Here is a 17,117-nt window from a genome sequence, read left to right on the forward strand (position 1 = left end):
GCCGATCACTCGCCGCGCGCGATCACTTTCATCCGGTCGCCGTTGCTGATCGCACCGAATACCTCGGCGTAGCGCAGTGTCGCATTGGCGTGTTCACGCATGATGGCTTCAGCGCGAGCGCCCTGGCGGCTGACCAGCGCGTCGAAAACCGAGTGGTGTTGCATGTGTGCGAAGTTGAAGCGCCGGTATTCGCGGGCCATGTCCTGACGATCGATCGCCAGCGCCGAGACTGAAGCGAAGGGGCGATGGTCGTTGCGCGCCAGGGCTTCGGCAATCGCCGGGTTGGCGCTGCTGTCGACGATCACCTGGTGAAAGCGCATGTTGAGGTCATGGAACGCCTCGAGGTCTTCTTCCGTCACGTAACCCTTGTCGAACAGTGCATCGCCTTGCACCAGGCATTCGCGCAGCGCCGTCTGTGCTTGCTCACTCAAGCCACGTTCGGCGCTCTGCCGCGCAGCCAAACCCTCCAGCACTCCGCGCACCTCCACGGCGCCAGCGATATCGTCGGCACTCACTGAGCGCACCTGATAGCCCCGGCCACCATGGCGCACCAGCAAACCTTCCTGTTCCAGGGTGAGGAAGGCCATGCGCACCGGCATGCGCGAGACGCCGAAGCGTTCCGCCGTCGGAATCTCCATCAGTCGTTCGCCGGCCGCCAGTTCGCCCGAGGCAATCATTTTGCGCAGTGCGACCAGCACCATTTGACCCGGTTTGCTCATGCAGGCGACTTCCAGAAGTTGGTTCGCCATAGTAACGCAAGGAGGGCAGAGATACAGGGGCGACGAGCGCCCCTGGCGGGAGGATCAGAGGGAGAGGGGGTAGCTGACGATGACGCGGGTCTGATCGAAGTCGCTGTTGAAACTGCGCCGGTTGGTGGCGTTGTTGACCCGTACACTGAGGTTTTTCAGTGGGCCGCTTTGCAGGGTGTAGCTGACTTCGGTGTCACGTTCCCATTCCTTGCCATTGCTGCCTGCCTTGGTGGTGGCGTTGTCGCCGTGACCATAGCGGGTCATCAGCAGCAGGCCGGGAATGCCGACGGCGACGAAGTTGTAGTCATAGCGCGCCTGCCAGGAGCGCTCGTCGGCGTTACTGAAGTTACCGTTGAACATGTCGTTGCCCAGGGTCCGCCCGCTGCTGCCATACACCGACATCCAGCCGGTATCGCCGCTGACCTTTTGCAGCCCCAGGTACAGGGTATGGCCACCCAGGTTGGCAGAGAACAGTCCGTAGGCGGTATGGCTTTGCACATGGCCGATCAGGGCGCTGCCGTCATCCTTGTCGATGAAATAACCCAGGTTCGCGCCGAGGGTCCAGTCACCGAGCTTCTGTTTGTGTAGCAGGTTCAGATAGTTTTGCTGATAGATGTCTTCGAGCTGCGAGTGCCAGGCGCCGATCAGGGTCTGTTGATCGTTGAAGCGGTATTCGGCACCCGCATAGTTGAAACCGTCCGACATGACAGTGGGCGCAGCCCAGGCCGAGAGGTCTTGCATGTCCGAGGAGTTGCGCAGGCTCACCGAGGTGTATTGACCGCCCTGCAGGCTCAGGCCGGGAAGCTCCCGGGACACCAGCATGGCGCCCTGGAAGGTCTGCGGCAGCAGGCGTCCGTCGTCGTAGCGCAGCAGAGGAATATCCGGCATGAGCTCGCCGAGCATCAGCTCGGTGTCGGATATACGCATTTTTGCCGCCAGCCCCGCGCGTCCGTAGTCGTCGGCGGCGCGACCGTCGTCGTGCACCGGCAGCAGCTCCGAACCGCTGCGCTGCGGGGCGCTGTCGAGCTTGACGCCCAGCATCGCGATACCGTCAAGGCCAAAGCCGACAACGCCCGGGGTATAACCGGAGCTGAACTTGAGAATCGCGCCCTGAGCCCATTCTTCTATCTTGCTCTTGCTGGCGCCGGGATCGTTGAAGTCACGATTGAAATAGTAGTTGCGCAGGGTCAGGCTGGTCTTGGAATCTTCGAAAAAACCGTTGCTTTCAGCATACGCCGAAGGCATCAGGGCAAACGCTATTGCACCGCCGAGCAGGGCCCGGGGAGGGAGAGGAAAGTAGGTCATTATTGTTGTTTTCCTGGAGGATGTTGTCAGTAGCGAGGGCGGGGCATCGCTACTGTTTTGCGCGGCTCAGATCTGCATGGCTCAGGCCTGGACAGGCTCGGCACCTGGTTGTGTTTGGGCCTTGGGCCGCAGTTGCAGCAACACGGCGGCGGCAATCACGAAGACCACGGCAAACACCCCATACAGGTGCAGTGGCTGCCAACCGCTGTCGAGCAATAGACCGGCAACGGTGGGCGACAGGATCGCGCCGATGCGCCCGATACCGATCCCCCAACCGACCCCCGTGGTACGCACTGAGGCGTCGTAGACGATCGGCGACAGCGCGTACAGGCCGGCCACGCAACCGTTGGCGAACAGGCCGATCAGCAGACCCAGGCCGAGTGCCATGGATACTGATGAAGCGGAGCCGACGAACAGCACCAGCAAGCCCGCGGTAATGAGCATGAACAGCGACAGCACCCGGGTCAGCCGCCAGCGCGAGGCCAGGCCGCCAATCAGTGCGCCGCCGAAGATGCCGCCTACGCTCAGCAGCACGCCGCCGCTGATGCCTTGCTGTGCCGATAGCCCAGCCGAGACCAGCAGCTTCGGCGTCCAGCTCATCACGAAGTAGAAGCCGAACATCACCAGGAAAAACAGCAGCCAGATCAGCAGGGTGGTGCGCCGTGAATCCGGCGAGAGCAACTGCGCCAGGCGGCCACGGCCTGACGTCGGCACTGATGTGGCGACGGGCAGTTCACGCAGTGCCGGCTGGCCGAGGCGGGCGGCCAGGCGATTGATGCGTGTCAAGGCATTTGCGGGGCGACGGGCGATCAGGAAGTCCAGCGATTCAGGCAGGTACAGCAACACCAGGGGAATCACCGCCAGGGTCACGACGCCGCCGAAGATGAACACTGAGCGCCAGCCAAAGTGCGTCAGCAGCCACACCGACAATAGCCCGCCCAGGGTCGCGCCCAAGGCATAACCGGTGGACTGCAGGCTCACCGCCAGCCCGCGCCAGCGCTTGTTGGCATATTCGCTGGCAATCACGTTGCTGCTGGCCAGGATTCCGCCGATACCCAGGCCGGTAAAGCCACGCAGCAGCGCCAGTTGGAGCGGCGTCTGGCTCAGGGCCGACAACAGCATGCCGATGCCCGAAAGCAGCAGGCAAAACAGGATCAATGGCCGACGTCCATAACGATCCGCCCACGGCGCAATGAACAGCGAGCCTGCCGCCATGCCGAACAATCCGGCACTCAACAGCAATCCGATCTGCGCGCCATTCAAGCCCCATTCGGCAGACACCGAGGACGCCGTGAAGGCCATCACCAGCACGTCGAAGCCATCGATCATGTTCAGGACAATACAGATGCCCACGGCCAGCCATTGGAAGCGCGCCATGGCACGTTCATCTACCACGCTCTTCAGATCGACACTCATGGCTGCCCCTCGAGAAGAGGCTGCATAACGGCAAAGCGAGGAAGGCATACGAAGCTGGGTGCAAGCCGAAGCTCGATCCCGATTGAGAACTCATTCATCCCGACACCCTTGTTATTTTTATGAGCGGGCAGGCGTTGTACCTGACACCGTGCAGTGCCAGTCAATCAATTTATGGATCCATTGAAAAGTAGATTGATTGATTATTTATCGTTTGGTTTTCTATTTTCTATAGTAATTCGTTTAAAACCAAATAGTTATCGATGTTAATAAATCGTTCGATTATCGGACGGCATGTGTTTTTAGTGGTAAAGGATCCAATGTGCGGCATCTACGGTTCAGAATGTTGCACCGGTAGCCGGTGGTGACGCTTCGCCCAAAGATCAGAAAAGTGCGGGATCGGTTTCTTGAACCACCTCGACAATAGCGGATTGGGTTGTCATTAGAGATCCACAAGTGAAGGGGGGGCGAAGTTTGAAGGGGGCAATTCGGCACATTACCCCAAAGGGACTGCGAGTGACTGCCTCTGGCCGGTTTCTGCTTCTCGCCTCCAGTACGGCACGAGCTTGCGTTAACCGGGCAGTTGGTTTGGTGACGATAAAAAATGCCCGGCAAATTGCCGGGCATTTTCATTTTTGAAACCTTGGTAGCGGGGCTCAATTTGCCGCTTGCGGTTGAGACTCGGTGGTCGCTCCGTTGCGGGTGATCACGGTGAGGATCGACAGCGCGGCGATGACCAACCCTGGAGAAGTTGCCAGCAGGACGCCGGTGGTGCCGGCACCGGCGGCGAGGATCTGGCCGGCGGCCAGGGGACCCGCCACCGAACCGAGCCGGCCGATGGCCACGGCGGCGCCGACACCGGTGGCGCGCACCGAAGTCGGGTAGGAAGGGGGCGCCAGTGCATACAGCACAAGCTGTGCGGCCATGACGAACAACCCGACGGCAAACCCGGCGATTGCCATCGGCATGATACCCACTGACAGGCCGACCCCGGCCAGCGCCGCCAACACCCCGGCGTACACGAACAGGACCACTTTCAGGCCGTTGCAGCGGTCCAGCATGACCCCGCCGAGCAGCGAGCCAATGGCGCCACCGATGTTGAACAGCATCTGCACCATGCCTGCCTGGGGCTTGGTGAAACCCTGTTCCAGCAACAGCGAGGGCAGCCAGTTGAGCAGCATGTACATCACGGTCAGGGTGAAGAAGTAGCTCAGCCACAAGGCCAGCGTGCAGCGGGCGCGTCCTTCGCCGAACAGCGCCTGGGCGGTGGATGTCCGTGGGCTGCCGGTGCTGACGTGTTGCTGGCGGAACGCCGTGGATTCGGGCAGCAGCAGAGCCATCAGCGGCACCACCAGTAGCGGTGTCAGACCGCCGATGATGAAGGTGGTTTGCCAGTGTTCACTGGAAAACATCGCCACCACTGCCGCCAGCGCGCCGCCCAGGGGGACGCCGCAGTACATGACGCTGATGGCGGTGCCGCGATGGCGCTCGCTCACGGCCTCGGCACACAGGGCAATCAGGTTGGGCAGGGCGGCACCCAGGCCCAGGCCGGTCATGAAGCGCACCAGCAGCAGGCTGGAATAGCTCTCGACATAAGCGGTGCAGAGCGAGAAGACACCGAACAGCAACACGGCGCCGACGAGGATTTTCTTGCGGCCGATACGATCGGCCACCCAGCCGCCAAAAAACGCGCCGGGCAGCAGGCCGATGATCCCGGCGCTGAACACCCATCCCATCATCTTCGGGTCCAGGGTAAAGCTCTGGCGCAATCCCGCGGCAGCGGTGCCGGCGGCCTGCAGATCGAACCCTTCGATCAGCGCAACGATAAAGCACAAAGCGATTGTCAGCGTCGAGCGACGCGATGGACTGTCCATGGGTGAACCTCATTGTTGTTTTTGTTATGCAGTCGAGCCCTCCGTGCGTTGGGTGCGCCGTCAGTGACCGCTGACGATTAAGATAACAAAGATAACTAAAAAAAGAATGCTGTCCCGAAAATTGTAAAAAAACACAAATAAAGTGTTTAAAAACAGGTTGTTGTAAGCGCATCGAAAAGGCGTCGTGAAAAAAGATAATAATATTAATGTTCGATTATCGGTCATCTGCGATTGACGGCGGCCCGTCGCTGTTTCCATTCTCTGATCGTGAAGCTGGCAATCCCGTGCGGATCCGGCACCCACAAACAACAATAAAAAGTGGACATCGAACATGCCAAAACGCCCCATGAACACCGGTTCCGTAGCGTCGCTCCCCTGCGTCTCCAGCATCCATCCAGGGTGGGTCGTGGCACTGCTTGGCGTCAGCGTCCTGCCTTCTCAGCTGCGGGCCGAGGGGTTTATCGAGGACAGTCACGCAAACCTGACCCTGCGCAATTACTACATGGACCGTGAATACCAGGACGGCGGCGCCAAGTCTGCCGCGCGGGAGTGGGCCCAGGGTTTCATCCTGGGCATGGAGTCGGGGTTTACCGAAGGGACTGTGGGCTTTGGTCTGGATGTGCGGGGGTTGCTGGGGGTCAAGCTCGACTCCGCTCCGGATCGCAGCGGCACCGAGCTGTTGCCGGTGTCGGCAAGCGACAAGCGCGCGGCGGATGACTATTCGCGGCTGGCGCCGACGGCCAAGCTGCGGTTTGCCCAGACAACGGTAAAGAGCGGCGATGTCTCGATCTTCCTGCCGTTTGCCTTTGCCAGCCCGTCGCGACTGCTGCCACAGACCTTTCGCGGCACCACGCTCAGTTCCAGGGATTTCGATGGCCTGACCCTGAACACCGGTTACATCGATCGCATCAACAAGCGCGATTCCACAGACTATCAGGCCATGACCATCGCCTCGCCGAACCGGCGTTTCAACGGCGCGGCCACCACCTCGCACCTGGCCTATCTGGGGGGTGATTACCAGGTCAACAAGGACCTGAGCCTGCGCGCCTACCATGCCGAGGTCACCGACCTGTACCAACAGGACACCCTGGCATTGCTGCACAACCTGCCGCTGGGCGAAGGGGTGTTCACCAGCGACTTGCGCAGCTTTTTCAGCCGCGAGGATGGCAGCGCCAAGGCGGGCAGGGTGGACAACCGCAACCTCTCGGCATTGTTCGGCTACCGCTTCGGCGGGCACCGGGTGAGCCTTGGCTACATGCACTCCAGTGGCGACACGGCAACGCCGTACATCTCAGGCACCGAGCTGATGGGCATGAGCGAACTGACCATGGCGTCGGATTTTCTCAACGCCAAGGAACGCACCTGGCAAGCGATCTATGACTACGACTTCGTCGCGTCCGGGGTGCCCGGTTTGAAGGGAAGGTTGCGTTACGTGCGCGGCGACAATATCGAGTTGGCCGCCTACAACGCCGAGGACCGCAAGGAGCGCGAATTCCAGATGGAACTGGGTTATGTCATTCAGAGCGGCCCGCTGAAAAACGTCGGGCTGTTGGCGCGCAAGGCGATCTACCGCAATGACTTCCCGAGCGGTACGGCGTTTCGTGATGAAAACCAGACCCGCTTCCTGGTGCTCTATACCTTGCCGATCTGGTAATCCCGAGGCCTTCGATGTTCGCCACCGGCCGTCCCTTTTTTTGGGGGGCTTTCACTGGTTTGGAGGTCACTTCATTTTCAGCGTGGGCATGGACCCTTGTAGGAGCCGGCTTGCTGGCGATGGTCGTCAACGATAACGCGCATGATCCGGATACACGCAGCGCACTGGAGTCCATCGCCAGCAAGCCGGCTCCTACAGTTTGGCGTTCACATCATTTCGACCCGGACGCGATCCCTTGTAGGAGCTGGCTCGCCAGCGATGGTCGTCAACGATTACGCGCATGAACTGGAAACACGCGGCGCACTTGCGTCCATCGCCGGCAAGCCGGCTCCTACAGTTTGGCGTTCACATCATTTCGACTAGAGCGCGGTCCCTTGTAGGAGCTGGCTCGCCAGCGATGGTCGTCAACGATAACGCGCATGAACTGGAAACACGCGGCGCACTGGAGTTCATCGCCAGCAAGCCGGCTCCTACAGTTTGGCGTTCACATCATCTCGTCTTGGACGCGGTCCCTTGTAGGAGCCGGCTTGCTGGCGATGGTCGTTAACGATAACGCGCATGAACTGGAAAAACGCGGCGCACTTGAGTCCATCGCCGGCAAGCCGGCTCCTACAGGTTCCCGGTAATCCGTGATGAACCTTTTTTTGGAGGGGGCGTGCCGGCAGCGTGCGTTCAGTCCTGGTAAACCTTTCTCAGCAAGCGCAGCAGTTCTTCGCGCTCTTCGCCGGTCAGCGATGCAGTGGAGTCGAAATCGCTTTGCGCGGCGATCTGCTTGAGCTCCTTGAGCAAGGTTTCGCCGGTCTTGCTCAGGAAGATTCCGTAGGAGCGTTTGTCCGGCTTGCAACGCACTCGCACCGCCAGCGCGCGGCTTTCCAGTTTATTGAGCAACGGCACTACCTGCGGTGGCTCGATGGCCAGGGCCCGGGCCAGGTCGGCCTGCATCAGCCCTGGATTCTGGTCGATGATCGCCAGGGCCGAGAACTGTGCGGGGCGCAGGTCGTGGGCCGACAGGCGACCAATCAGGTTCTGGAACAGCTTGAGTTGGGCGCGCCGCATCGCGTAGCCGATCAGGTCATCCAGTGCCGAATCCAGCGGTGCCTGCAGCTGGGCGGTGGCGGACGTGGACTCGCTCTGTTCGGCGAGGGGAGAAGGCTTGGCCATTGCGGGTGAATCCTGAAGAGGTGGAGGTTAACAAGTGTATCTAGTTTGCCGGGGTTGGTCGCTGATGGCTATGCCCGTCGTTCAGGGCGATGGGTTCGGAGGATATTTTCGGGTGGACAAAAAAATGGTTAATTTGATTAATAGTTAATTGACATAACTAAATGGCTCCTTTAATTTCCAGTCATCTTCAAGCCAAGAACAAGAGAGCATCGCCATGAGCAACTACGAAGGTCGCTGGACAACCGTCAAGGTCGAGATCGAGGAAGGCATCGCCTGGGTCATTCTCAATCGCCCGGAAAAACGCAACGCCATGAGCCCGACACTCAACCGGGAAATGATCGATGTACTGGAAACCCTGGAGCAGGATCCAGCCGCCGGCGTGTTGGTGTTGACCGGTGCCGGTGATGCCTGGACCGCGGGCATGGACCTCAAGGAATACTTCCGCGAAGTGGACGCGGGCCCGGAGATCCTTCAGGAAAAGATCCGCCGCGAAGCCTCGCAATGGCAATGGAAATTGCTGCGCATGTACGCCAAGCCAACCATAGCCATGGTCAACGGCTGGTGTTTCGGTGGCGGCTTCAGCCCGCTGGTGGCCTGTGACCTGGCGATCTGCGCCGACGAAGCGACCTTCGGCCTTTCGGAAATCAACTGGGGCATCCCCCCGGGCAACCTGGTGAGCAAGGCCATGGCCGACACCGTGGGTCATCGTCAGTCGCTGTACTACATCATGACCGGTAAGACCTTTGGCGGGCAGAAAGCCGCCGAGATGGGCCTGGTCAACGAAAGCGTGCCCCTGGCGCAATTGCGTGAAGTCACCGTGGATCTGGCGCGCAACCTGCTGGAGAAAAACCCTGTGGTGCTGCGTGCGGCCAAGCACGGCTTCAAGCGCTGCCGCGAGCTGACCTGGGAACAGAACGAGGACTACCTGTACGCCAAGCTCGACCAGTCGCGCCTGCTCGATACCGAAGGTGGTCGCGAGCAGGGCATGAAGCAGTTCCTCGACGACAAGAGCATCAAGCCCGGTCTGCAGGCCTACAAACGTTGAGACTGATCGCCGGGTGCGTGTCCGCCCCGGCGCTCTGCATCGCTCGACTGTATTCCCGATAAAGACAATAAAGAGGAATCACCATGCTGGACGTGCCCCTGCTGATTGGCGGCCAGTCGCTGCCTGCCCGCGACGGTCGGACCTTCGAACGCCGCAACCCGGTGACCGGTGAAGTGGTATCGCGGGTGGCCGCCGCCACCCTGGAAGATGCCGATGCCGCGGTGGCGGCGGCCCAGGCCGCGTTTCCCGCCTGGGCCGCCCTGGCGCCCAATGAACGTCGCAGCCGTTTGCTCAAGGCCGCCGAGCAGTTGCAGGCGCGCAGCGCCGAGTTCATTGCCGCGGCCGGCGAAACCGGGGCCATGGCCAACTGGTACGGATTCAACGTGCGACTGGCGGCCAACATGCTGCGTGAAGCGGCGTCGATGACCACCCAGATCAATGGCGAAGTCATCCCCTCGGATGTGCCGGGCAGTTTTGCCATGGCCCTGCGTCAACCCTGCGGTGTGGTGCTGGGGATCGCCCCGTGGAATGCCCCGGTGATTCTCGCCACCCGCGCCATCGCCATGCCGCTGGCGTGCGGCAACACCGTGGTGCTCAAGGCCTCCGAGTTGAGCCCGGCGGTGCACCGCCTGATCGGCCAGGTCTTGCAGGATGCCGGGTTGGGTGACGGCGTGGTCAACGTCATCAGCAATGCCCCGACGGATGCCGCGGCGATTGTCGAGCGGCTGATCGCCAACCCGGCGGTGCGGCGGGTCAACTTCACCGGCTCGACCCATGTCGGGCGCATTGTCGGCGAACTCTCGGCGCGCCACCTCAAGCCGGCCTTGCTGGAGCTGGGCGGCAAGGCGCCGTTGCTGGTGCTCGATGATGCCGACCTGGATGCGGCAGTGGAGGCAGCCGCTTTCGGTGCGTACTTCAATCAGGGCCAGATCTGCATGTCCACCGAACGGTTGATCGTCGATGCCAAGGTCGCCGACGCCTTTGTCGAAAAGCTGGCGGCCAAGGTCGAGACCCTGCGCGCCGGTGATCCCGCGCTGGCGGATTCGGTACTCGGTTCGCTGGTGGATGCCAGTGCCGGCACGCGCATCAAGGGTTTGATCGACGATGCCCTGGCCAAGGGCGCGCGGCTGGTGGTCGGCGGACAGCTGGACGGCAGCATTTTGCAGCCAACCCTGCTCGACGGCGTCAACGACACAATGCGTCTGTATCGCGAGGAATCCTTCGGCCCGGTGGCGGTGTTGCTGCGCGGGGAGGGCGATGAAGCGTTGCTGCGCCTGGCCAACGATTCCGAGTTCGGTTTGTCGGCGGCGATTTTCAGTCGCGATACCGGGCGCGCCCTGGCACTGGCCCAACGGGTCGAGTCGGGTATCTGTCATATCAATGGCCCGACCGTGCACGACGAAGCGCAAATGCCCTTCGGCGGGGTCAAGTCCAGCGGCTACGGCAGCTTTGGCGGCAAGGCGTCCATCGAGCATTTCACCCAGTTGCGCTGGGTTACCTTGCAGCATGGACCACGGCATTACCCGATCTGAACCGCAGAAATAACAATAAAAAAGGCTGCAGCCACTACCATGCCCATTCGTGCGGCTTGGTGGTAGCGTGCCTTGATGGAGAACAAGCACGTGAGTTCCGAATTCAGATCGCAACCCCACACCCAGATCAGCGCGCCGCGCTACCGTCATGTGTCCATCGGTCGCGCAGCGGTCGAGGTGACAGAACAGCAGGGTGCATTGCACATGCGTTCCCTGGAGCCATTGGCCGACTATCCGCCGCGACTGCTCGACCGTCTGGTGCATTGGGCCAAGGTGCGTCCCGAGCAGACTTTCATCGCCGCCCGCCAGGCCGACGGTGAGTGGCGCCGGGTCAGTTACGCGCAGATGCTCGACAGTGTCCGGGCCATCGCCCAAAGCCTGTTGAGCTACGGCCTGTCTGCAGAAAAACCGCTGGTGCTGCTCTCGGGCAACGACATCGAGCATTTGCAACTGGCCTTCGGCGCCCTGTACGCAGGCATTCCCTACTGCCCGGTGTCGCCGGCCTATTCGCTGCTGTCCCAGGATTTCGCCAAGCTGCGTCACGTCTGCGACCTGCTGCAGCCTGGCCTGGTGTTTGTCGGTGATGCCGCGGCCTACCAGCGCGCCATCGATGCCGTGCTACCCGCTGAAACGCCCATGATTACCGTCCGTGGCGAAGTCGTAGGACGCCACCAGGTGAGCTTCACCAGCCTGCTTGAGCAGCCGGGCGGGGCCGAGGCCGAAGCCGCGTTTGCCGGCACGGGGCCGGACAGCATCGCCAAGTTCCTGTTCACCTCTGGCTCGACAAAATTGCCAAAGGCAGTGATCACCACCCAACGCATGCTGTGCGCTAACCAGCAGATGCTGTTGCAGACGTTTCCGGTGTTCGGCGAAGAACCGCCGGTGCTGGTGGACTGGCTGCCGTGGAACCACACTTTCGGCGGCAGCCATAACGTCGGCATCGTACTGTACAACGGCGGCAGCTTTTACCTGGACGATGGCAAACCCACGGCGCAGGGTTTCGCGCAGACCCTGCGCAACCTCAAGGAAATATCGCCCACCGCCTACCTGACCGTGCCCAAGGGCTGGGAAGAGCTGGCCTCGGCACTGGAGCAGGACGCGGAGCTGCGCGAGGTCTTTTTCAAACGCATCAGCCTGTTTTTCTTCGCCGCCGCCGGCCTGTCGCAAAGTGTCTGGGACCGCCTCGATCGCGTCGCCGAACAGCACTGCGGTGAGCGTATCCGCATGATGGCCGGGCTCGGCATGACCGAGGCTTCGCCGTCTTGCACCTTCACCACCGGGCCGTTGTCCATGGCCGGTTATGTCGGCCTGCCGGCGCCGGGTTGCGAGGTGCGCCTGGTGCCGGTGGACGGCAAACTCGAAGGGCGCTTTCGCGGGCCGCACATCATGCCCGGCTACTGGCGGTCAGCGCAGCAGACCCTCGATGCGTTCGACGGGCAGGGCTTCTACTGTTCCGGTGATGCGCTCAAGCTCGCCGACCCGCGGGATCCGCAATTGGGGCTGATGTTCGACGGACGCATCGCCGAAGACTTCAAGTTGTCATCCGGGGTGTTCGTCAGCGTCGGGCCGTTGCGCAGCCGCGCGGTGCTCGAAGGATCGCCCTATGTCCAGGACCTGGTGGTCACCGCGCCGGACCGCGAATGCCTGGGCGCGCTGGTATTTCCACGGATGTTCGAATGTCGACGGCTGTCAGGGTTGGCGGCCAGTGCCAGCGACACCGAGGTGTTGGCCAGCGCGCCGGTGCGCGAATGGTTCGCCGGTTGGTTGCAGCGACTCAATCGCCAGGCCACGGGCAATGCCAGTCGCCTGGAATGGATCGCCTTGCTCGACGAGCCGGCATCCATCGACCGGGGGGAAATCACCGACAAGGGTTCGATCAATCAGCGTGCGGTATTGCAGTGGCGCGGGGAGCAGGTCGAGGCGCTGTATCGCGGGCTCGATCCGGCCATCCTGCGTGCCGAGGTGAAGTCGTGAGCACGGGCGGGCAGTACTCGGCCTTTGCCGATGCGGCAATTTTCGATGCGCTGCGAACGCCGTGGGTGGACCTCGGTGGGGCATTGGCCGAGGTGTCGCCGATCGACCTGGGCATCAAGGTCGGGCGCGAAGTACTGGCGCGCGCGCAAGTCGACCCGTTGGCGGTCGACAGCGTGCTGGCGGGTTCCATGGCCCAGGCCAGCTTCGATGCCTACCTGCTGCCACGGCACATCGGCCTGTACAGCGGCGTGGCGCAATCGGTTCCGGCGCTGGGGGTGCAGCGCATCTGCGCGACCGGTTTCGAATTGCTGCGCCAGGCCGCCAGGCAACTGGATGACGGCGTGCAATTGGCGTTGTGCGTGGCCACCGAATCGATGTCGCGCAATCCGATTGCGGCCTATACCCATCGAGGTGGATTCCGTCTTGGCGCTGAGGTGCAGTTCAAGGATTTTCTCTGGGAAGCCTTGTACGACCCGGCTCCCGGGGTGGACATGATTGCCACCGCCGACAACCTGGCGCGTCGTTACGGGCTGAGTCGCGAAGCGGTGGACGCCTACGCCTGTGCCAGCCATCAGCGGGCGTTCGCTGCGCAGCAGTCCGGCTGGCTGGCAGCCGAGGTCGTTGCCGTGGGCCATCAGGTGTTTGAACTGCAAGGCTACCAGCCGCGCAGCATCCGCCTGCCACGCGGCGTCGACACGGTGAGTGAAGACAGCCACCCACGGCCCGGAGACATTGCGGCGTTGACCCGATTGCGCAGCGTGCACGAAGGCGGGGTGCAAACCGCCGGCAACAGTTGTGCGGTGGTCGATGGCGCGGCGGCGGCCCTGGTCGGGCGCGCTTCGGCCTGTCGGGATACACCGTTGGCCTTGCTGCGCGCCAGCGCGGTGGTTGGGGTGGCGCCAGAGTTCATGGGCATCGGTCCGGCCCCGGCAATTCGCCTGCTGTTGCAGCGCAGCGACTTGAGCCTGGAGCAGATCGACCGCTTTGAAATCAACGAAGCCCAGGCCGCCCAGGTCCTGGCGGTGGCACAGGAACTGGAGCTGGATCATTCGCGCCTGAACGTCCAGGGTGGTTCGCTGGCGCTCGGCCATCCCCTGGCCGCCAGTGGCTTGCGTCTGGTGTTGACCCTGGCGCGACAACTGCGTGAGCACAATCTGCGTTACGGGGTCGCCGCGGCCTGTGTTGGCGGCGGGCAGGGCATGGCGCTGTTGATCGAGAACCCGGCCTGGCGTGCCTGAGATTCAGCCAGCCTGTTGCGTCGCCTCGCCACGGGTTTTGTGTCGTGAACAGCATTACCCGCTTCGGCGGGGTTTCTTCGTTTCCGGGTTCGTCGAGGGTAGGGCGGGCAGGGCAGATGATCGATAAGCGGTCCTGTTTCTCACCGATCGGTTGATCCAGATTAATGCACCGCCGAATATCTGTTGACCTGAGTGCGGCGTAGCAACAGACTTTTCGGCTCTCGTTTATTTCCAAAGGTCTGTCTGATGCGTAAGTCGTTCACTGTCATTGCATTAAGTCTGCTTGTATCGCAGTACGCCCTCGCTGGCGAAACCACCAACACGGCTGTCGGTGGCGGTCTCGGCGGCGCCCTCGGAAGCGTGGTCGGTCAGGCGATGGGAGGCAGTACTGGCGCTGCGATCGGAGCCGGCGTAGGTGGCGCGGCTGGTGGCGCAATGACCGCGAAGAGTGGCAAGAAGACCGAGACGGCGATTGGCGGCGGTCTCGGTGCGGCGGGTGGTCAGGTCATCGGCAACAGTGTCGGTGGTTCCACCGGCGGCCTGATCGGCGCCGGGCTGGGCGGCGCGGCAGGGAGTGCTGTCGGCAACAATCTGGCCGATGACAACGACCACCACGACTCCGACTACAAGCACAAGAACAAATACAAGAATAAACATAAGCACAAGCATCACGACTGATCCCGGGCGCCGAGACACCGCCTTTAAAAGGTTCTTCACGCAATACCTGTAGGAGCCGGCTTGTCGGGTCGCCGCATCGTGGCGATGGACGCAAGTGCACCGCGTTTGTCCAGTTCACACGCGTTATCGTTGACGACCATCGCGAGCAGGCTCGCTCCTACAAGGGACCGTGGTGCCGGATTCAGATTCTGAAGCGACTGAGAAGCTTGTCTTGCTGGCCTACATGGTCACCCATCACTGAACACTGGCGGACCTGCTTCTCGGCACTGCCGGACACCTCCAGGCTGATATCGCGGATGTTGCTCGTATTGCGATTGATTTCCTCGGTCGTGGCGCTCTGTTCTTCAGCGGCGGCGGCAATCTGCAGGTTCATGTCATTGATGCGGTAAATGGCTTCACGTATGCGTTCAAGCGTTGCATTGGCCGCATCGGCATCGCCTGCGGTCTTGCTGGCAGTGTCGCGGCTTTGCTGCATTCGCCCTTGGGCGTGTTTGACCCCCGTCTGCAGTTGCTCGATCATCAGGCGGATTTCCTGGGTGGATTGCTGGGTCCGCGAGGCCAGCGAGCGCACCTCGTCGGCAACCACGGCAAACCCCCGTCCCGATTCACCGGCGCGTGCCGCTTCGATGGCCGCGTTGAGCGCGAGAAGATTGGTCTGGTCGGCGATGCTGGTGATGACTGCCACGATCGATTCGATGCTTTGACTGAGCGTGGACAGTTCATTGATGGCATGACCGGTGTCGTCCATCTCGTCAGCCAGACGCTTGATCGCCCCCGTTGACCTGGAGACCAGGGCGACGCCGTCCGTTGCTTGCCCGGTGGCAACGATCGCCGCTTCGGCCGCGGCCTGAGCGTTGCGTGCCACATCCTCCGCTGTCGAGGCCATCTCGGTCATGGCCGTGGCGAGTTGATCCAGTTCCTGCAATTGAATCTGTACGCGGCCGGCGGCCTGATCCGCTTCACATGACGTCGCGGTGGTGCTCTCGCGAACCTGGTGCGAGCTGCTTTTCACATCGCCAATGAGCGTCTTGAGGTTGTGCAGGAACTGGTTGAATTCCCCGGCGACCAGCGCCACTTCATCGCTGCCGGTCACGGGCAACTGGCGGGTCAGGTCGCCTTCTCCGCGGTTGATGTCCGCCAGCGATTCCTTGAGTCGATCCAGAGGCCGGAGCAACCGCCGGACCAGCAGCCCCAACACCAGCAGGCTGAGCAACACGCCCAGGCCGGTACCGATGACGGCTCGCCAGGTCAGGGTATGGGCGGCGGCCATGACGATGTCCTGATCCAGCACGACGCCGATGTACCAGTCCATGCCCCTGAGATCGGTGAGGGGGATGAAGGACACCAGCCGTGTCTTTCCATCGCTGCTGACTTCCTGAAGCCGGCTGTCGAGCGCAAGGGCGCTTCCGGCGAAAAGCTGGCTGTAGGGCTTGCCGTTCAGTTCAGCGTCCGGGTGGGAAATGATGTTGCCGCTTTTACTCAGCAGGAACGCATAACCGGCTCCGCCGAAGTCGAGCGTATTGATGGCGTCGGCAACCGACGTCAGGCGGATGTCACCGCCAAACACCCCGAGCAGCTGGCCCGCATCGCTGATCCGGGCAACCGCCGATATCAGGATTTCACCGGTGGTGGAGTCCTTGTAGGGTTCGGTCAGAACAGCCTGGCTGCCTGCCTTGCCGGTCGCGTACCAAGGGCGGGTGCGACCGTCATAATCGGGTTTCGGATTCCACGATGCCGTGTTCTTGATGGGTTTTCCGTCGGATTCGAGTGCGCCGAAAACCAGCTTGAATTCATCCTTCAGAACGGGCGAGTCGATGATGCTTTGGGTCGCTCGCGCACTGTACTGACGGTCGATCGCCTGGGCGGCCAGATCCATCAGGCGAAGTTTGCCGTTCAGCCAGTTTTCGATCTGTCGCGCCACCGCATTGCTCGATTCAGCGATGCTCGCCTCGACCTGGTTACGCAAAATCGTACGTATCTGTCCTACCTGGACCAGCGACAGCAGACTGGTGGTCACGAACAGCACACAAGCAGCCACAAGGCTTACCTTGTAACGGATTTTCATCGACAGCTCCGCGCGGCGGGAAAGTGATTTTTTTGTGTTTTGAGACCGCCATCGCTGGCAAGCCAGCTCCCACAGGTTTTGTGGTGAATCCACCTTTTGGAACCTGACACAGAACCCTGTGGGAGCGGGCTTGCCCGCGATGACTGACTGAAGGGCGACACAGAAACACCTGTTTCGCCCCCGGCTTTTAGAAGAAGCCCAGCGGATTGATGTCGTAGCTCACCAGCAGGTTTTTGGTCTGCTGATAGTGGTCGAGCATCATCTTGTGGGTTTCACGGCCGACGCCGGACTTCTTGTAGCCACCGAACGCGGCGTGCGCCGGGTACAGGTGGTAGCAGTTGGTCCACACGCGACCGGCCTTGATGGCGCGGCCCATGCGGTAGGCGCGGTTGATGTCGCGGGTCCAGAGGCCGGCGCCGAGGCCGAACT

At 61.7% G+C, this 17,117-nt stretch carries 13 protein-coding genes and 1 pseudogene; 6 read left to right on the forward strand and 8 right to left on the reverse strand.

What is annotated here, in order from left to right:
* Positions 1–5 precede the first annotated feature (5 nt).
* From EI969_RS12425 to mhpT, 4 genes are all read right to left on the reverse strand, one after another.
* Positions 6–719, reverse strand: coding sequence for a GntR family transcriptional regulator (locus EI969_RS12425; protein WP_160388070.1), 714 nt, complete (start codon positions 717–719; stop codon positions 6–8).
* Between the two features lie 84 nt (positions 720–803).
* Complete coding sequence (locus EI969_RS12430) at positions 804–1,994, reverse strand: OprD family porin (RefSeq protein WP_371925935.1); 1,191 nt, start codon at positions 1,992–1,994, stop codon at positions 804–806.
* A 141-nt stretch (positions 1,995–2,135) separates the two neighbouring features.
* On the reverse strand, positions 2,136–3,470 hold the full coding sequence (locus tag EI969_RS12435; RefSeq protein ID WP_160388072.1) for an MFS transporter: 1,335 nt from the start codon (positions 3,468–3,470) through the stop codon (positions 2,136–2,138).
* A gap of 653 nt (positions 3,471–4,123) precedes the next feature.
* Positions 4,124–5,341 (reverse strand): 3-(3-hydroxy-phenyl)propionate transporter MhpT, encoded by a 1,218-nt coding sequence (gene mhpT, locus EI969_RS12440; RefSeq protein WP_160388073.1) that lies wholly within the window; start codon positions 5,339–5,341, stop codon positions 4,124–4,126.
* 346 nt (positions 5,342–5,687) lie between these two features.
* On the opposite strand from mhpT, the gene EI969_RS12445 reads away from it, so the two are divergent.
* Positions 5,688–6,995 (forward strand): OprD family porin, encoded by a 1,308-nt coding sequence (locus EI969_RS12445; protein WP_371925936.1) that lies wholly within the window; start codon positions 5,688–5,690, stop codon positions 6,993–6,995.
* 672 nt (positions 6,996–7,667) lie between these two features.
* On the opposite strand, the gene EI969_RS12450 is transcribed toward EI969_RS12445, so the two are convergent.
* Positions 7,668–8,156: a MarR family winged helix-turn-helix transcriptional regulator gene (locus EI969_RS12450; protein ID WP_160388075.1), complete on the reverse strand. Its 489-nt coding sequence runs from the start codon at positions 8,154–8,156 to the stop codon at positions 7,668–7,670.
* A 214-nt stretch (positions 8,157–8,370) separates the two neighbouring features.
* On the opposite strand from EI969_RS12450, the gene EI969_RS12455 reads away from it, so the two are divergent.
* The 5 genes from EI969_RS12455 to EI969_RS12475 all read left to right on the forward strand — a co-directional run bounded on the left by EI969_RS12455 (position 8,371) and on the right by EI969_RS12475 (position 14,623).
* On the forward strand, positions 8,371–9,201 hold the full coding sequence (locus tag EI969_RS12455) for a p-hydroxycinnamoyl CoA hydratase/lyase (protein WP_056722899.1): 831 nt from the start codon (positions 8,371–8,373) through the stop codon (positions 9,199–9,201).
* Positions 9,202–9,284: 83 nt separating this feature from the next.
* Positions 9,285–10,733, forward strand: a complete 1,449-nt coding sequence (locus tag EI969_RS12460; protein WP_160388076.1) for an aldehyde dehydrogenase — start codon at positions 9,285–9,287, stop codon at positions 10,731–10,733.
* A 90-nt stretch (positions 10,734–10,823) separates the two neighbouring features.
* Entirely contained in the window at positions 10,824–12,707 is a 1,884-nt protein-coding gene (locus tag EI969_RS12465; protein WP_160388077.1) for a feruloyl-CoA synthase, read from the forward strand.
* A complete protein-coding gene (locus EI969_RS12470; RefSeq protein WP_160388078.1) occupies positions 12,704–13,945 on the forward strand; it encodes a thiolase family protein in 1,242 nt (413 codons plus the stop codon). Before EI969_RS12465 ends, EI969_RS12470 begins: the two co-directional genes overlap by 4 nt.
* Before the next feature lie 246 nt (positions 13,946–14,191).
* A complete protein-coding gene (locus tag EI969_RS12475; protein WP_160388079.1) occupies positions 14,192–14,623 on the forward strand; it encodes a glycine zipper domain-containing protein in 432 nt (143 codons plus the stop codon).
* Positions 14,624–14,804: 181 nt separating this feature from the next.
* On the opposite strand, the gene EI969_RS30985 is transcribed toward EI969_RS12475, so the two are convergent.
* From EI969_RS30985 to EI969_RS12485, 3 genes and pseudogenes are all read right to left on the reverse strand, one after another.
* Entirely contained in the window at positions 14,805–15,518 is a 714-nt protein-coding gene (locus EI969_RS30985; protein ID WP_371925937.1) for a methyl-accepting chemotaxis protein, read from the reverse strand.
* Between the two features lie 144 nt (positions 15,519–15,662).
* Positions 15,663–16,688, reverse strand: a pseudogene (locus tag EI969_RS30990) (cache domain-containing protein); the annotation flags it as partial.
* Between the two features lie 187 nt (positions 16,689–16,875).
* A partial coding sequence (locus EI969_RS12485) for an aldehyde dehydrogenase family protein (RefSeq protein WP_160388081.1) occupies positions 16,876–17,117 on the reverse strand: 242 nt, incomplete at its 5' end.

Source organism: Pseudomonas sp. PB101, from assembly GCF_009764265.1.
Taxonomy (GTDB): Bacteria; Pseudomonadota; Gammaproteobacteria; order Pseudomonadales; family Pseudomonadaceae; genus Aquipseudomonas.